The organism is Bacillus sp. HSf4, assembly GCF_029537375.1.
GTDB classification, from domain to species: Bacteria; Bacillota; Bacilli; order Bacillales; family Bacillaceae; genus Bacillus; species Bacillus sonorensis_A.
On record NZ_CP120679.1, the window covers coordinates 3,144,890 to 3,161,600 of the forward strand.

Consider the following 16,711-nt stretch of genomic DNA (forward strand, 5'->3'; position numbering starts at 1 on the left):
CCGATTAAAACGCCGCAAGCGGCGCTTTCATACGCGGCGCTCTAAAAAAGCGCCCATCAGCTATCATACCACGTTTAGCTGAAAAGTGAACTACTTTCTATGAGCTGTTCCAGATCTGCCTTTGTAATCAGCACTTCTCTCGGCTTGCTTCCTTTTGCTTCCGAGATCATGCCTTCGCTTTCCATCATATCGATTAATCTGGCGGCTCTGTTGTAGCCGATGCGGAAACGCCGCTGCAGGCTTGAGGTGCTGGCGCTGTTTTGTTCCACGGCAAATTCGCATGCTTCAAGAAACAGTTCGTCCTGATCAAACCCAGCCGGATTCTGTCTGATTAATTCTTCCTGTTCAAATAAATAGGACGGTTTCTGCTGCTTTCTGACATGTGAGACGACCCGGTCGATTTCATGGTCGGACACAAAGTTGCCTTGAAGGCGGACCGGTTTTCCGGACCCGTTCTCCAAGAAGAGCATATCCCCTTTTCCAAGAAGCTTTTCCGCTCCAGCCATATCGATAATCGTTCTGGAATCGACGCCGCTGGAAACGGAAAACGCGATTCTGGTTGGAATATTAGCTTTAATTAAGCCGGTGATGACGTCGACAGAAGGCCGCTGTGTCGCGATCAAAAGGTGGATGCCGCAGGCTCTGGCTTTTTGTGCGATCCGGCAGATGCTTTCCTCGACTTCATTTGGCGCAACCATCATTAAATCGGCAAGCTCATCAATTACGACGACAAGATACGGAAGCTTTTCACCCATTTTCGTGTCGCGAACCTTTTCGTTGAAGCGCTCGATTTCCCGGACACCGGAATGAGCAAATAATTCGTAGCGCCGCTCCATTTCTTCAACAACCCATTTCAAAGCAGCAGTGGCCGCTTTTGCATCTGTAATGACAGGGCTGACGAGATGCGGAATTTCATTGTACGGCGCAAGCTCAACCATCTTAGGGTCGATGAGCAGAAGCTTGACATCAGTCGGCGCCGCTTTAAACAGCAGGCTGACTAAAATCGTGTTGATACAGACGCTTTTCCCTGATCCTGTGGCGCCTGCGATCAATCCGTGAGGCATTTTTTTCAGATCGGCCACAACCGGTTTTCCGGAAATGTCGAGCCCTAGTGCCGCCGTCAGAGGGGACGGATTCGTTCTGAATTCCGAGCTGCGAACCATTTCGCGCAAATAAACCATTTTGCTATGTAAGTTGGGTACTTCGATTCCGATTGTATTCTTTCCCGGAATCGGCGCTTCGATGCGAATATCTTTCGCTGACAGGCTGAGCTTAATATCATCCGAAAGATTTGTGATTTTATTGACTTTCACTCCTGGTTCAGGATGCACTTCAAACCTCGTCACAGATGGGCCTTGTGTGACATGTACGACATTGGCTTTAACATTGAAGTTTTCAAGCGTCACATCCAAGAGCTCGCGCTGCTCGTTTATCCATACATGGTCATCCTGCTTTTGGGCAGGAGGCACATCAAGCAGAGACAGGTTCGGGAACTGATAACCGGAAGGTGTCTTCTCTTTCTGCTTATCTGTCGGAAGCATCATCACATTAAACGGCACGGTGCCTTGGCTCGGTTTTGAGGTGTGTTTTACTTCCGGTTTGTGCGGTACTGTTGGAGAATGTTCCGCTTTTTCGGCTATTGGCTGCTCATCTTGAGCCTCGCTGTCCGCATGATCAACATCTCGGGCTTGATCTTGTGCCGCGGTCTGTTCATTCTGCTCATCCGCATAGGGCTCTACGCCTTGTTCAGGTGCGGCTGATTCTTCTAGCCCGCCGGTCTGCACTTCATCCTCGAAAAACACCGCTTCCCCGGCGTATATTGCTGTTTCACCTGTCTCCGCCGGACCAGCCGATTCGGCGGACGCTTCCCGCCATTCATCTTCTGCAGGTGATTGCGCATCTTCGTAAAAGCTCCGGTTCTTTTCGGCTTCTTCTGTTAACGGGAGAGCGATATCTTCGGCTTCTTCTTCCGCGCCGACCGGTTCATCTATATCGTGCGGCACAGATTTTTCTTCGTTTCCTTCTGAATGCGGTTCTCTTCCCATGCCGTCAGGGTTCTCTTGGACACTGATTTGCGGTACAGACTGTTCTTCCGTTCCTTCTGGTTCTCCGCTTTCTGCCGGCTGTTCCATACCGGCCGGCGGTTCCTGCACGCTGATTGGCGGCTCAGGCTCAGGTTTTTCTTTCGTTCGTTCCGGCCCTGGACCGCCTTTTTCTGCACGTTTCTCCATGGGTGCATGCGGCTCCTGCATGCTGACTTGCTCCATCGTGCTTTCCTTATCGAAAAAATTCCGGCTTTTTTCAGCTGCTTTCGGGCGTAACTGCGGATCGTTTGCAAAAGGCGTTGGATCCGTTCCGGCCGGCTGCTCTGGCATTGGCGGTTTGCTTTCGGCGAAGTTCTGCTGATTTTTGATTTCTTCACTAAAAAGCGTTACACCTTCTTGCCTTCGACCGCCGTATGTATTGTTTTTGGCCAAATCATTCGGTCTGGCCCTTTTTTGCTCGTTAAAGCCATAAACCGGTGAAGGTATGACAGAGGGTCTAAACGGCTTTTTGGCCGTTTGTTCCGCTCCCTTCGCCGAATGGTTGGTCTTTGGCTGATAGGCTGAAGGCCGGCTGCCGGTGCGGCGGTTCCTTGTATGGCGCCCTTCGTTTTGTTCCCTTTGCGGGGACTTTTGGTCAGGTATGACCGGAAAGCGGAATTTTCCCTTTGGGTATTCATAAACAACTTTTGCATCCGCGATTTGCGGCATTTCTTCATTTTCTTCAAAAGACGAATCCGACATGGTTTGCTCTGTCTGGTTCGTCTGTTTTTCACTATTTTCATCATCGCCTAAAAACAGGCTGAACATTTTATTAAACCAGCTCATGAATCATCACTCTCTAACTCCCTTATATTTTTCGGGGACGATTTTTAGTATACCACTGCTTCATCAGTCAGAAAAGGACAAGGTCATCCTAATCCGTTTCGTCCGCCGAATAAAAAAACCGCTAAGTTTGGCTACCCAGCGGCTTCTTTTTACATGTATTCGAAAGTTTGTTTCATTTTATGCCGTTTTAAAATGTGAAGGCTTCTCCTGTCTGATGGCTGTCATCAAGGACGAGGATTCCTTTTTCCTTCGGTGCATCGGGAAGGTTCAGTTCTTTTGCCGAGCAGATCATGCCGCTTGACGCCACACCCCGAAGCTCTGCATCTTTGATGATCATACCGCTTGGCATCACAGCTCCCACTTTGGCGACGACGACTTTCTGTCCGGCCTCGACATTCGGGGCACCGCAGACGATCTGCAATGTCTCGCTGCCGACGTTTACTTTGCAGACGCTTAATTTATCGGCGTTCGGATGTTTCTCTTTTTCCTCGACATAACCGACGACAAATTTTGGCGAAAGATCAACCGTCAGTTCATCTTTCAGACCGTTGCGGATCAATATTTCGTTCACATCCTGTACAAAGCTTTCAGAAAGAGCGATTGACCCGCTTTCCTCAAGACTTATATAGGATGAAGCGTTAAAAATGTTGTAGCCTGCCGTTTCTTTTGTGTCTTTATGAAAAATTTTGACGACATCTCCGTGGCGTTCAAAAGCGATATCTTCACGGGGAACATCTTGAAGGGCGATCAATAGCGTGTCGCCTACTCCTTCGCGGTTAAAAAAAACATTCATTGAAAAATTCCTTTCTAATCATTACTTTTTAGGGCGGTTTTTAGCGAGAATGAAAATCGGTTCGAGCTTTCCCTCTTCATATAAAAAAGAGAGCGCTGTGATCGGCACCGTGCCGTTTGCAAAAAAGCTCATCGACATTTGTCCGAGAATATCATACCCGCTGTTGTTGCGGATATCGGCGATGATCAGCACATCCTGATGAGGGACTGACACCGCAAGAGCACCCTGCGCTTTTTTTTCATATTCAGAGAGAATCGATTCATTTAAAACCCGGCTGGCATCGTAGCCGTCATTTGATCTGAAAAAGTAAAAATGGTTGCCTGCGACAACATCTTCTTTGACAACCGTGCGAAGCGAGCGGAGGTTGAACGACGCCGTCTCCCTGATTCTTTCCTTCGTCCAGCCCTCTTTTTCAAGCATGTTCTCATCAATGAGCCGATACGTTTTGCCAAGATCAAGCGCATAATAAATTCTCGTCTCGGCTGTATGGTCATCGAAAATCAAGGGAATGCCGGCGCTGGACTTATCGGGGAATGACGTCGAGCGGATCACGGGATAAATCAGGCTTTCCCGGCCTTCCATCTCCTGTGACTGGCCTTTCATGGCATTGAGCGCTTCCTCCGTATAATAGACGACTTCGTCGATGGCTTCTTCTTTTTTCTGCTCCCATTTCGCGATAATGCCCGGAAGCTCAAGGGTGATGCCTTTTTTCGTGTGTTTATCCTCGATTCTCAGGCTATCTTTTTCCCTGTCAAAATGAAAGGCCCAGCTGTCATTTTGCAGGCGTTTTTTCAATATATCGGAAAGTTTCCTTGACGTCATTTTCATAGAGGAACTCTCCTTTCTGCTACTTGTTCAGAGAATCCGTCAAAAATTGCTCGATTTCCTCTTTCGTTTTTCGATCCTTGCTGACAAAGCGATTGATTTCGTTTCCGTCTTTGAATACGAGAAAGCTCGGAATTCCGAAAATGTCCCATTCAGCGCATGTGTCGATAAATTTGTCACGGTCGACATAGTAGAATGTGAACTCCGGATAGTTCGCCTCAAGCTCCGGCAAAAACGGTTCGACAAAACGGCAGTCAGGACACCAATCCGCCGAAAACATCAACAGGGACAAATCATCATTGACAGCTTTTTGCAATTCTTCATTAGACTCGATTTTTTTCAATTTACAACGCCTCCAATATATAATCTGATCATCCATTCGGATCATACCAGACAACCGGCTGTATAGCCAGACTTTTGCAACCTTCCGCAACAGATGAACGCTTCTTTATGTATCATACCCTTATGACGATTAGGCAACCTTACCTAACAGCCTACTTCATATCATTAGCATAATTTTTTTGCTTTATCAAGCCATCCTCGTTTAACATGGTGAATGAAAGGGTAAAAATATCCGTTAAGGCGCCGCAGCCATTAGCCGGGTCCGCTGCCCTATGAAAAATCAAAGTCAGGAGGAAGTTGTATGGAATTCATCGTTTATCTTGCCGGAGAAATACATAGCAACTGGCGCGAGGAAGTAAAGGAAAAGGCGAAATCTCTTAAACTGCCGATCACATTTGTAGGGCCGATGGAAAACCATGACCGTTCCGACAATATCGGCGAAGAAATTCTCGGAAAACAGGCCGATGCAATCGCTAAAGATGATGCTGCCTCCGATTTAAACAACTTTAGAACCTCAGTTTTAATGAACAAGGCGGATGTCGTCATCGCGCTTTTCGGAGAAAAATATAAACAATGGAATACAGCCATGGATGCGTCCTATGCGATCGCAAAGGGAAAACCGCTGATCATCATTCGTCCCGAGTCTCTCCACCATCCATTAAAAGAGCTGTCCAACAAAGCGAACATCACCGTTGAAACTGTAAACCAGGCGATCAAATCGCTGTCATACGTGTTCGAAAGCAAATAAAAGAAAAACCTGTGCATCTTGCACAGGTTTTAGTCGTTTTCAATGATTGACCTGACCAGGGAATCATCGCACACCTTCACCAGCTTGATGAGCAATTCTTTTGCCGCTTGATAGTCATCAACATGGATGATGGATGCTGATGTGTGGATGTACCTTGAACAGATGCCGATGACGGCTGAAGGGATGCCTTCATTTGAAATATGGACCCGCCCGGCGTCTGTTCCTCCCGGGGAAACAAAATATTGATAAGGAATGCCATTGGATTCAGCGGTATCAAGGACAAAATTCCTCATTTCGCTGTGCGTCACCATCGTCCGGTCGAAAATCCTGAGCAACGCTCCTTTTCCAAGCTGGCCAAATTGATGTTTGTCGCCGCTTGCATCATTTGCCGGGCTTGCATCCAGCGCGAAAAACAGATCCGGCTGAATCATATTGGCCGCCGTCTGGGCGCCTCTTGTTCCGACTTCTTCCTGTACGGTTGCCCCGGAGTAGAGCGTATTCGGGAGTTCTTCGCCTTGCAGCTCTTTCAGCAGTTCAATGCTTAACCCGCAGCCATAACGATTATCCCAGGCTTTCGCCAATATTTTCTTTTCATTGGCCATCGGGGTAAACGGACAGATCGGCACGATTTGCTGTCCCGGCCTGACACCGATTTTTTCGGCGTCTTCCCTGTCGTCCGCTCCGATATCAATCATCATGTTTTTAATGTCCATCGGCCGTTTTCGCTGTTCATCTGTTAAAAGGTGCGGAGGCGTGCTTGCGATCACACCTGGTATCGGCCCGTTTTCCGTATGAATTTCGACCCGTTGCGCCAAGAGAACCTGGCTCCACCATCCGCCGAGTGTTTGGAAGCGAAGCATGCCGTTGTCTGTAATCGATGTCACCATGAATCCCACTTCATCCATATGACCGGCCACCATAATTTTCGGGCCGCCTTTCCGGCCGTTTTTAACGCCGAATACGCTTCCGAGTCTGTCCTGAATGATCTCGTCTGCATATTTTTGGAGCTCTTTTTTCATGAAAGCCCGGACAAGATGTTCATTTCCGGGAGCTCCCGGAAGCTCCGTCAGCGTCTGAAAAAGCGTTTTCGTTTCCTGATTCATCAGTTTCCCTCATTTCATATGTATCTAGTTCACATTTTACATAAGTGTGCAGTATGTTTCCAGAAGAGAGCCCATTCTTAACATCAAAGGACATGTTCTGTATAATGGAAAAAAGAAGCTTTGGAGGTGCCAAAAATTATGAAATTGCGCCATTTTCTTCTCGGAGCCGGAATCGGCATCGCCGCAGCCGTCGTTGTCAAACAATATGTGATGACGCCTTATATTTCTTCAGAAAAGGCGCTCCGCATTGTCAAATCTGCATTTAAGCAGAGAGGACCGATTGACGGCTCATGGATATATACCGTTCCAGAGTCATATACCGTAAACGGAGAAACCGTCATGGTGTATAAAACCGGCATTACCCGTTCCGTTTTTGGAGAGCTTGAGCAATATGAAGTCATGGTTGACGCTCAAACAGGAATGATCGTTGATGTGATTGACACGGCGGCATAAAAAGCTGCGGCAAAAAGGCCGCAGCTTTTTATATAGCGCGAATCGGCCGATAGACAGGATGCCACATAGCGTCCTGCACAGCCTGTATGACATCTTTCGGCTCTTCTTCTGCCACACCGTCCTGAACGGCCGCTTTGATGACCGCCGCTGCAACGGTTGCCGATACCGTCCGCAATTCCTCGACCTGCGGAAGCAACGCGGCACCGGGTCGGCCGGTATCAACCATATTCGCAATCGCTTCAGCGCTTGCGTAAAACATATTGTCGGTAATCCGCCGTGCTTTTGCAACAAGTGTGCCAAGTCCCAGCCCCGGAAAAACAAAAGCATTGTTCGCCTGGCCGATGACATATTCTGTACCGTCATATTCCACTGGATCAAACGGGCTACCGGTGGCTACAAGCGCCCGGCCTTCCGTCCATTTGATCAGGTCGATCGGCTTCGCCTCAGACAGCGGTGTCGGATTAGACATCGGAAATATCGCCGGCCTTTTGACATGAGCCGCCATTTCTTTAACAATTTCTTCGGTGAATGCCCCAGATACGGTCGAAGTACCGATCAAAATTGTAGGCTGAACCTTTTTGACAACTTCAGCCAAATCAATCGTTTGCCCCGGTCCGTTTCGTTCAAACCCCTTGACCTCTTCGGCGGGCCTTGCATACGGCTTTTGCAGTTCCTGCAGATCGTCCATGTCGTCCGTCAGCAGTCCGTTCCGGTCCACACACCAAAAACGGCGGTAGGATTCTTCTTCTGACATCCCTTCCTTCAATAAAGCGGCACGAATCTGCTCGGCATTGCCGATACCGGCGGTACCCGCTCCAAATATGACGATTTTATGGTCTTTCAGCGGCATTTTCGATATTTTGACAGCCGCCAGCACCGCTGCAAGCGTGACAGCGCCCGTTCCTTGGATATCATCATTAAATGTGCATACCTTGTCTTGATATGTTTTTAAAATCCGGCGGGCGTTTTGCGTACCGAAATCCTCCCAGTGCAGTAAGACACCCGGGAAAGTCTCGGTCGCAGTCTGAACATACTGTTCAATAAAGGAATCATAGCGCTCGCCCCTGATTCTAGAATGCTGGTTTCCGACATACAGCGGATCATTGAGAAGCTTTTCCTGATTCGTCCCGGCATCAATCACCACAGGCAGCACCCTGCTTGGATCAATGCCGGCTGCCGCGGTATATACGGCAAGCTTTCCGATAGAAATGGCGATGCCTCCTACACCCCAGTCCCCAATGCCGAGAATTCCTTCGGCATCTGTTGCAACAATCAACTCAATATGCCCCTTTTTGGCCGCCATGTTTTTAAAAGCCGTTTTCATGCCTTCCGGGTCATTGACAGATAAAAACAGGCCCCGCGGCTTTCTGTATTCATGGCTGTACTGCTGGATCGCCGTTCCGACAGTCGGGGTATATACGATCGGCAGCATTTCTTTCATATGATCATTCAGCAGCCTGTAAAATAAAACTTCATTCCGGTCATGAAGCGCCGTCAAATAGACGTTTTTGCTTAAGTCATCAGGCTGTGAACGGAATTGCTGATACGCCCGCTTCGCTTGCTCTTCAAGCGTCAGTACCTTCGGCGGAAGAAGCCCCGTCAGCCCCAGCGCTTTCCTTTCTTCGACGGTAAATGCAACCCCTTTGTTAAGGAAGGGGGTTGACAGGACTTCAAATCCCCTTAATTGTGTTTCGATGACTTGTTCATTCCCTTTTGTCTGGCTCACCCGTCTTCTTCCTTTCACATGTTCATTATCTATAGCATGTTTATCAATCGGGCAAACCATTCACCAAAAGCGCAAGCTTATCGTCTTTCTCTTTTCACGGATTCCGTGATATCGCCGTTTTCATCCCATTTTAAAGCTCTGTAAATGGCATCATGGTAAAAAATGTACCATGCATGTTGTTCAGCGGCTTTTTTCTGCCATGTTTGTTTTGCGGTGATCGATGTCATCGGATAATCATCATAAGCGAGCACCCACAAAGGATTCCGGTGGGCATGAGTCGGCATGATATCCGCCATATGAAGAGCCATTTCCCCCGAATCTTCGAGTGTGATGACAGAGTGGCCGTCGCTGTGGCCGCCTGTATGGTGCATTGTGATGCCTTCCAAAACCTCAAGTTTTTGTTCAAAGGTCTTCACTTGATGCTGAACCGCTTCCCAGTTTTCTTTCCAATATGTATTCTTGGAGCGGATATTCGGATTTTTCATTTCTTCCCATTCTATAGAGGATGTATATATTGCAGCATTCGGGAAAACGGAGACAAGATCATCTCCCTCATAGCGCGTCAATCCGCAGGCATGGTCAAAATGAAGATGTGTCATGAGAACAGCGTCAATATCCGCTGTTGAAAGCCCGATCGTCTGTAATGATTCGTCAATTGACGATTCCTCTGTCACACCATAGTTTCGTTTTTGTTTGTCCGTCAGTTTTCCGCGGCCGATTCCCGAATCAATCAGCAGCCTGTCCCCGTCCTTCTCCACAAGAATCGGATCTGTTCTAAGCTCAATCTGATTTTGGTCATTCACGGCATATTTTTTCGACCAAAGCGGCTTCGGGACAACGCCGAACATGGCTCCCCCGTCCATATGTGTCACACCGCCGTTAAGCCATGTCAGCTTGATATCTCCAATGTTCAAAGTTTCCATCATCATCCCTCCTACATCTTATCGTAGCAAAAACAAATAAAAAAAACAGACGGAATGTCTGTTTTTTTATGCTCTCCATTCAGCTTCGACTCTGTAGATCGGCTGGCCTTTGGCGGCAAATTTTTCTTCATATTCGGTCATGACGTTTCCTTCAAAGCCGCTCTGGTGCAGATCAAGGCTGACAAACGTCAAAACGAGTCCGTATTGAGAGAAGCTTGATAGAGAATATTCAAATAGCCCGCGGTTGTCCGTTTTAAAATGGATCGCTCCCTTTGCGCCGAGGACCTGCTCATACTTTTTCAAAAACGCGTGATTGGTGAGGCGCCGCTTTTCATGGCGCTTTTTAGGCCACGGATCAGAAAAGTTCAAATAAACGCGATCGACTTCTCCTTCCGCAAAAACATCTGAAAGCATATCGGCATTGATGTTCAACAGCCTTGCATTAGGCGCTTCAGCTTGTTTTACTTTATCTACCGCGGTGACGATGACGCTCTTAAATAATTCGATGCCGATATAATTGACATCCGGGTTCTGCCGGGCCATTCCTGAAATAAACTGCCCTTTCCCGGTTCCTACTTCAATATGGATCGGATTGTCATTCCCAAAAACGGAATGCCATTTCCCTTTATATTGGGACGGTTCGCTGATGACAATATGAGAGTTTTCAGCCAAATAATCATCCGCCCAAGGCTTGTGACGCATTCGCATGTACTTACACCTCTATCTGTTATATCGTCTTACAACATACCATGAAATACAAGAGCCTCGCAAGAGCTCTTTTCAAAGCAAAAAGAACCCGACGATCGCCTTCGGGTCCTTCATGTATAAAAATAAACTTTATGAACATTTTAAACCATATACCTTTAGAATGAAGGGATGTGCCAATATTATGGGCTTAAATCGAGAAAATCAAATTCATCTATTAAAAGACATTCTCTCAGACCACCAAGCAGATTGCTCCGGTACTGTTGCCGAATGCGAACAGGTGGAACGGATCATCAAGTCTTTAATGGCGAACACAAATCTGGACGGCAATCTGAAAGGCGTCCTTGAAGATATTTATCTGTACAGCCAGAGAGGAAGATCGTCCAATTCGCTCAACGACCACATCCTGGAGCACCAAGACCGCCTCACTCAGTGGGTGGAAGAAATCGGCTCACTTTCATGAAGATCTGGCGAGCCGCTGCAACAGCAAATGCAGCTGTTCAAGCCCCTGGTTGAAGCCGTCCTGATTTCCTTTCGCCTTTTGCCAGACGGTATTCATCGCAGCTTCTGCCAAGACGTACCACGCCATTCTTAGCTTAAGATTGTCCGTTAAAGAGGCGCCGTAGCGTTCAAGCCAGCTTTCCCATTCCTGCTCTTCAACATAGTGATAAAGAAGCGGCCCCAAATCGATCGCGGGGTCCGCAATCATCGCTCCATCCCAATCGATTAAATAAAGTTGATCCTGATCTGTTAGAAGCCAATTATTATGATTGACATCGCAGTGGCAGACGACTTTTTCCCCGGACTGCACATCTTCCAGATGATGCTCCAGATAAAAAAGCGCTTGATCCAGCTGCGAAATTGGATATTGCCGGGCCTGGATAAACTGCTTTAATTGAGTGATCACAGAGATTGGCTGGAAAGGCTGTTTTCCAAGCCTTTTCAGCATGTCTAAAAGCTCTTTGGAGCTGTGGATTTTCCGAAGCATTTCAGCCACCGCCTGACTGTTCATATCCTTCGGTTTCAGCTCTCTGCCTTTGAGCCAGTGCTGTGCTGTAATCACATCCCCGTTTTCCATTCGTTTTGTCCAAACGAGCTTAGGAACAATTCCTTCCGCGGACAGGACAGCCAAAAAAGGAGAGCTGTTTCGCTTTAAAAAAAGCTGTTGTCCGTTATGTTCTGCATAATATGCGTCTCCTGTAGCTCCTCCTGCGGGGGAAATCTCCCATTCGCTACCTAGTAATTGTCCCAACCAGTTCATATCGATTTTCAACCCATCATTTCATTAAAAGATTTTAAAAGCATCTGCATCCCTTGAAGGGAGACAAACCGCCTGTATTGATCGTCTCTTTGTTTTCAAATAAAAAGACGGCTATTGAGAGTCATTTGTGCTAAACAATAGCCGTCTTTTAAATTTTAGCGCTATACGCTAAACTTCGTCAAGCAAAACTAAAAAATCCCTTTTGGTTCGTAAAGAACATACGTACCGATGCCGTTCAGCTGAAGCCATCCGCTGACCGGGACCATCTCCTGAAAAAATGTAAAAGGATCGCAGTATAACAAATAGCTTTTCTCATCCGGAAGCTTCAGCTCTTCCTGTTTCGCAAATGGACAGTGGACGACAATGATTTCATTCCAGCCGTCAATCTTTCCAATATGATACAGCCTGTAAGCGATCGCCTCTTTCGTTTCTTCCAAAAAAGAAAGGTGTTTCTTGACCTCTCCGTGTGTTCGGAGGCGAAAAGCAGGATGGGCTTTCCGCAGGGCAATCAATTTTCGCACATATTCTATATCCCCATGAAGCGCCGCTCTTTTTTTCCAATCGAGCCGATTGATCTGATCGCTTGCTCTGTAGCTGTTTTGATTCCCCTGCTTTGTACGGCAAAACTCCTGTCCGCTATGAAGAAACGGGACACCTTGCGACAGAAGGACGATCGCGATGGAAAGCCGCTGTCTGAGCCGTTTGGTCTTTTGATCTTCCTGCAAACAGAAAGCCATCTTATCCCAAAAGGTATGGTTGTCATGAGATTCGACATAATTGATCGACTGTTGCGGCGATAAAAAGCCTGGGGAACCGGCGATTCCATCCTGAACCGCCGCTTTCTTCCGGACATCTCCCAACGCAAATCCGCGGTCTTCAAGGTGGAACGTGCTCCCCTTTACGGCATCCCTGAATCGGTCGTTGAAAAAGCCGATCCCCGGCATATTCCCCGCATTGTGGAGCGCTGCCTTTTGTCCGTCTGGAAGCGGCGTGTTCAAATCCCAGCCTTCACCGAACAGCAGCACCCCCGGTTTGACACGCTCGGCAAGCTGTTTGATCCGGCGAACCGTTTCGATGTCTAAGATGCCCATTAAATCAAAGCGAATCCCGTCGACATCATAGTCTTCCAGCCAGAAGCGGATGGAGTCGAGTATAAATTTCCTAGCCATCAGCCGCTCTGAGGCGATGTCATTTCCCACACCCGTTCCGTCAGCGGGAAAGCCGAATTCATCGTGACGGAAAAAATACCCCGGAACCGTTCTTTCAAAAGGGGAATCCTCCCTCTTGTAAACATGGTTGTATACGGCATCCATGATGACGTTCAGCCCGTTTTTGTGCAGCGCCTGGATCGCGGTTTTGAGCTCGATGATCCGCTTTTTCGGACCTTGAGGATCAAGGGAATAGCTTCCTTCAGGCACGTTAAAATGGAGGGGATTGTAACCCCAATTATATGATGTCCCCGGATCAAGCTCGTCAACCCCGGCAAAGTCGTTGAAAGGGAGGAATTCGACATGGGTGATCCCGAGTTCTTGCAAATAGGATACCCCTGTTGAGAAACCGCCGGCCGTTTCGGTATGTTCTTCTGTTAACGCTAAATATTTCCCCTTATACTGCATGCCGCTCTCATCATGAATCGAGAAATCGCGGATATGCGCTTCATAAATAACGGCATCACACGGACTTTGAAAAGCTTGAGGATCGTGCTTTTCGACTTTTAACTCGTCGGGATCAAGGACAACTCCTTTTTCACCGTTGGCCGTCACGGCCTTTGCATACGGATCGGCCGTCCTAAACCGTTCTCGATTGACATAAATGTGATACATATACATCCAGCCGTTCATATCGCCATCGACGGTGATTTCATAAACACCTTTATGTTTTCGGACCATTTGAAGCACCGTTTTTTGCGTTCCATCGGGGCTTTGGAGTTCAAGCATAGCTGCGGAGGCACTCGGCGCCCACACTCTGAATATGGTCCGTTCTCTGGAATAAATGGCGCCCAGTGTGCCTTCGTAAAAAAAAGCTTGATCAAATTCCGCCGTTCTGATGACGGCTCCGATCTGCAGATCCGTCCATTCGCTTCCTCGGCAGCGGACTTTATGGACCCGCCCCAAAGGAACGGGTCCTTCGCTTTCCAGCACATATTTGCGGTGCTCTTTCAGTTCTCGCGTTTCCTTTATCAAAAGCCCGCTCTCCTTTCCCTGTTCATCTTCAAGCAGGAAAGGCGGGCCAAAGCAATCAGTCCGGTTTCGCGAAACCAATACGGTGATTGTGCGCATCTCATCCAGATAAGCTTCAAAAGGGCGGCTGATATTCAGCATCACAGTCTCTCCTTCATCCGGAGGATTTATGCTTTTAAGCGGAGAGATTCCGTCCCGGTTTTCACAAAAACAGGTGTTGAACCGATCAATTCTCCGTCCGCTTGGAAAAGCACTCTCTCATTGGTATGAAAATAGATGTCTTTCGTTTTAAACGAGGTGACCCCTTTTTTTCCGATATGTTTGCCAAACATCATCGCAAACAACAGCCCGGCTTTTTTCAGCGCCGGGAGATCTTCAATGATCATCACATCCAACTGCTCCTCCCGAGGATTTGCGTTTGGCGCAATCTTCATTCCTCCGCCGTAGTATGGGTGATTGGAAACAGATGCAAACCAGATTTTTTTAAACGTCCGTTGTTCAGCACCGCTTTCATAGGACAGGACAAACGGTTTGAACGTAAAAGCGGTGGCTAAGAACAACAGCGGCTGAATCAGGTGATTCAGCCGGAAAAAGAACGTCCACTTCGGCATATCAGACATTTTCTTGAGAAAACAGGCGTCAAAACCTAAACTGAGATGATTGACAAAGTAAAGTTCATGTACACTATCTTTTGTCCGGAAACCGCCGAGCGCATAAGTGCGGGTCAGCGAGTGTCCGCCCCGTTTCATTCCCTTGAATACGTCCGATTTTTTAACAGAAAATCCGCGCTTAAAGTCATTTGCCGAGCCTGCGGGTATGACGCTCAGCTGAATATCTCCCAGGCTGACCAATCCGTTCAAGACTTCGTGAATGGTGCCGTCGCCGCCGATGACGAGCAGACGTTTCAGTCTGTCATCCTGTATCGTCGATATTTGCCTCGCCAGCACTTCGGCATGTCCCTGATGCTGAGTCAAAAACGAGCGATACGATATGTTTGCTTTTTGGAGTTCTTTCTGCAATGATTTCCATACTCTGAGAGCCGCTGAGTTTCCGGCTTTCGGATTGATGATGATATACCATTCACTCATGATTCTATTCTCCATCTTCATAATATGAAATAAAACGGGAATTAATCCAGCCATTCCTTTCTCCGCTTCGATTCCGACACTCCGTAAGACAGCAAAATTTTCGCAGCTTTCAGCTGCCGGCTTTTGATCGGGGCAAAGTTTTTCTGCTGCTTCGCCAGCCAGTCACTCCATTGTCTTCGGTCATAAATCTCGATCCCGTAGGGAGGTTCGGGATAATCGATATATGATGTTCTGCTGATGATGAATTTGCGCACCGGCAGTTCGATATCCGATCCTTTTAAGAGCTGTGAAAGGATCGAACCTGTTCTGAGAAGTTCGGTGGTCGGATTGAGAACAGACCTTTCCTTGCCTCTGACGGTTTTCTCCTTCCAAAAACGGTCTTTGGAACCGATAAAGGCGCTTTCTTTATCACCTTCAAGAAATGCCAAACAATAGATTTCAAGCGGCGTCAGGATGATGATGCTCAACTCAGCCGCCGCCTGGCTGACCTGCAAAACCGGATGATACATAATAAAATACGAATCCGGCAGCTGCTGCGCCAAAATTTGCAGAATTTTATCGCTTTTTATTTCCCGGGAAAGGCCTGATATGTCTGAAATCGTCGAGCTCGCCCATTTTAATTGAAATTGATAAAGGCGCTCTTTAAAAAAAGCAGCCAGCTCTTTTTCACCGGCGGGAATTCTGGCGATCAGATCCCCATCCATTTCCTCTTCCAAACCGTTAAACCATTGATCAACGGCTTCTTTTCCATTATTAATATCGGATAATTCTTTTTTTCTTTTTAATGAAAATGTTCTCTTTTTTCGGCTGCCATCGTTTTCTGAAGGAATACTTTCACCGCGGAAAAATCCTTCCTCTTTTTTTTCCGCCATTTCTTTCAGCGACTGCCAGCGCTGCTTTTTTAAGCGGATAAACTGATTCATATAGTGATAAGGGTCTTGCTCATATCTTGAAATGCAATCCTGAATTTTAACAATCTGTGCCATCGCTGTTCATCTCCGAATCCTGCTTTCTGATTTGCTCCCCGTTGCCGAACAGAAAAACGGCTTTATGTTCATATTTGGGAAGCCTGTCTAAATGAGTCTGAAAAAGGGTGCACTGCCGGGCAGTGAATGAAATCCCGCCTTCAAGCGGCTCCAGGCACCCGCTAAACGGAGCGGAGCCTTTCCACTTCCTGGCGACAGTCATATGCGGGTGGAAAGGCCGTTTCTCAATGTCAAAACCGGCAGCAGCCGCGGCTTGCTTGACGCGTTCCCTCAGCTGAAAAAGGGGGGCGGAATGCTCCGGTTCTACATGAAGAATCCTCGGCTCTGACGGTTTTCCAAAGGTCCCGAGCTGTTTTAAACAGAGCGCAAAAGGAGGCGTTTCATCAGAAATAAGCGCAAGCTTCTTCTCCAGCGCGGAAAGCTGCTCCTTACCCGCTGGTCCGAGAAAGACGAGGGTAAAATGATAATCTAAAGGATGCACCCATCTATGAAAAGAAAGTTCCGGACGGCCGCTGATCGTTTGATGTAACGGCTCTGCAAGCTCAGCCGGAAAAGGGATTCCGATAAAATAATGCGGTTTTGCTGGCATATGTATGACTTCCTTCCATTGATCTTCTTTACATTTTAACAAAAAACAAAGGGACTTATAACCTCTCCATTTTTCACTTTTCAATGCCTTATGATAGGATATTGAAAAAGAATGTTTTC

At 47.5% G+C, this 16,711-nt stretch carries 16 protein-coding genes; 3 read left to right on the forward strand and 13 right to left on the reverse strand.

Annotated features, from left to right (window positions below):
- Window positions 1-74 precede the first annotated feature (74 nt).
- From P3X63_RS16210 to P3X63_RS16225, 4 genes are all read right to left on the reverse strand, one after another.
- Window positions 75-2,870 (reverse strand): DNA translocase FtsK, encoded by a 2,796-nt coding sequence (locus P3X63_RS16210; RefSeq protein WP_077736197.1) that lies wholly within the window; start codon window positions 2,868-2,870, stop codon window positions 75-77.
- 187 nt (window positions 2,871-3,057) lie between these two features.
- Complete coding sequence (gene ytpR, locus P3X63_RS16215; protein ID WP_026588292.1) at window positions 3,058-3,663, reverse strand: YtpR family tRNA-binding protein; 606 nt, start codon at window positions 3,661-3,663, stop codon at window positions 3,058-3,060.
- Between the two features lie 21 nt (window positions 3,664-3,684).
- Entirely contained in the window at window positions 3,685-4,491 is an 807-nt protein-coding gene (locus P3X63_RS16220; protein WP_077736196.1) for a DUF1444 domain-containing protein, read from the reverse strand.
- Between the two features lie 19 nt (window positions 4,492-4,510).
- Window positions 4,511-4,831: a thioredoxin family protein gene (locus P3X63_RS16225; RefSeq protein ID WP_026588294.1), complete on the reverse strand. Its 321-nt coding sequence runs from the start codon at window positions 4,829-4,831 to the stop codon at window positions 4,511-4,513.
- Between the two features lie 300 nt (window positions 4,832-5,131).
- Here P3X63_RS16225 and P3X63_RS16230 point away from each other — a divergent pair, with 300 nt between their 5' ends.
- Entirely contained in the window at window positions 5,132-5,578 is a 447-nt protein-coding gene (locus tag P3X63_RS16230) for a YtoQ family protein (protein WP_026588295.1), read from the forward strand.
- A gap of 29 nt (window positions 5,579-5,607) precedes the next feature.
- Here the strand turns inward: P3X63_RS16230 and P3X63_RS16235 are convergent, their stop codons facing one another.
- The gene (locus P3X63_RS16235; RefSeq protein ID WP_026588296.1) at window positions 5,608-6,681 is read right to left on the reverse strand and encodes a M42 family metallopeptidase; all 1,074 of its coding nucleotides are present in this window, start codon (window positions 6,679-6,681) and stop codon (window positions 5,608-5,610) included.
- Window positions 6,682-6,819: 138 nt separating this feature from the next.
- On the opposite strand from P3X63_RS16235, the gene P3X63_RS16240 reads away from it, so the two are divergent.
- The gene (locus P3X63_RS16240; protein ID WP_026588297.1) at window positions 6,820-7,134 is read left to right on the forward strand and encodes a hypothetical protein; all 315 of its coding nucleotides are present in this window, start codon (window positions 6,820-6,822) and stop codon (window positions 7,132-7,134) included.
- Window positions 7,135-7,162: 28 nt separating this feature from the next.
- Here P3X63_RS16240 and P3X63_RS16245 read toward each other — a convergent pair whose 3' ends face one another.
- The 3 genes from P3X63_RS16245 to trmB form a co-directional block, all read right to left on the reverse strand.
- Window positions 7,163-8,878, reverse strand: coding sequence for an NAD-dependent malic enzyme (locus P3X63_RS16245; protein WP_372708979.1), 1,716 nt, complete (start codon window positions 8,876-8,878; stop codon window positions 7,163-7,165).
- 59 nt (window positions 8,879-8,937) lie between these two features.
- Window positions 8,938-9,783, reverse strand: coding sequence for a YtnP family quorum-quenching lactonase (locus tag P3X63_RS16250; protein WP_077736194.1), 846 nt, complete (start codon window positions 9,781-9,783; stop codon window positions 8,938-8,940).
- A 66-nt stretch (window positions 9,784-9,849) separates the two neighbouring features.
- A complete protein-coding gene (trmB, locus tag P3X63_RS16255) occupies window positions 9,850-10,491 on the reverse strand; it encodes a tRNA (guanosine(46)-N7)-methyltransferase TrmB (protein WP_277691483.1) in 642 nt (213 codons plus the stop codon).
- Between the two features lie 181 nt (window positions 10,492-10,672).
- On the opposite strand from trmB, the gene P3X63_RS16260 reads away from it, so the two are divergent.
- Window positions 10,673-10,951 carry a YtzH-like family protein gene (locus P3X63_RS16260; RefSeq protein ID WP_026588301.1) on the forward strand — a complete coding sequence of 93 codons (279 nt, stop codon included), beginning with the start codon at window positions 10,673-10,675 and terminating at the stop codon, window positions 10,949-10,951.
- Here P3X63_RS16260 and P3X63_RS16265 read toward each other — a convergent pair.
- The 5 genes from P3X63_RS16265 to thpR form a co-directional block, all read right to left on the reverse strand.
- A complete protein-coding gene (locus P3X63_RS16265; RefSeq protein WP_026588302.1) occupies window positions 10,946-11,749 on the reverse strand; it encodes a phosphotransferase family protein in 804 nt (267 codons plus the stop codon). The genes P3X63_RS16260 and P3X63_RS16265 overlap by 6 nt on opposite strands.
- Window positions 11,750-11,937: 188 nt before the next feature.
- The gene (gene pulA / locus P3X63_RS16270; protein ID WP_277691488.1) at window positions 11,938-14,070 is read right to left on the reverse strand and encodes a type I pullulanase; all 2,133 of its coding nucleotides are present in this window, start codon (window positions 14,068-14,070) and stop codon (window positions 11,938-11,940) included.
- Window positions 14,071-14,096: 26 nt separating this feature from the next.
- Window positions 14,097-15,017: a YegS/Rv2252/BmrU family lipid kinase gene (locus tag P3X63_RS16275; protein WP_026588304.1), complete on the reverse strand. Its 921-nt coding sequence runs from the start codon at window positions 15,015-15,017 to the stop codon at window positions 14,097-14,099.
- 41 nt (window positions 15,018-15,058) lie between these two features.
- Window positions 15,059-16,003 carry a hypothetical protein gene (locus P3X63_RS16280; RefSeq protein WP_077736192.1) on the reverse strand — a complete coding sequence of 315 codons (945 nt, stop codon included), beginning with the start codon at window positions 16,001-16,003 and terminating at the stop codon, window positions 15,059-15,061.
- Window positions 15,987-16,592, reverse strand: coding sequence for an RNA 2',3'-cyclic phosphodiesterase (gene thpR, locus P3X63_RS16285; RefSeq protein WP_077736191.1), 606 nt, complete (start codon window positions 16,590-16,592; stop codon window positions 15,987-15,989). Before thpR ends, P3X63_RS16280 begins: the two co-directional genes overlap by 17 nt.
- Between the last annotated feature and the right edge of the window lie 119 nt (window positions 16,593-16,711).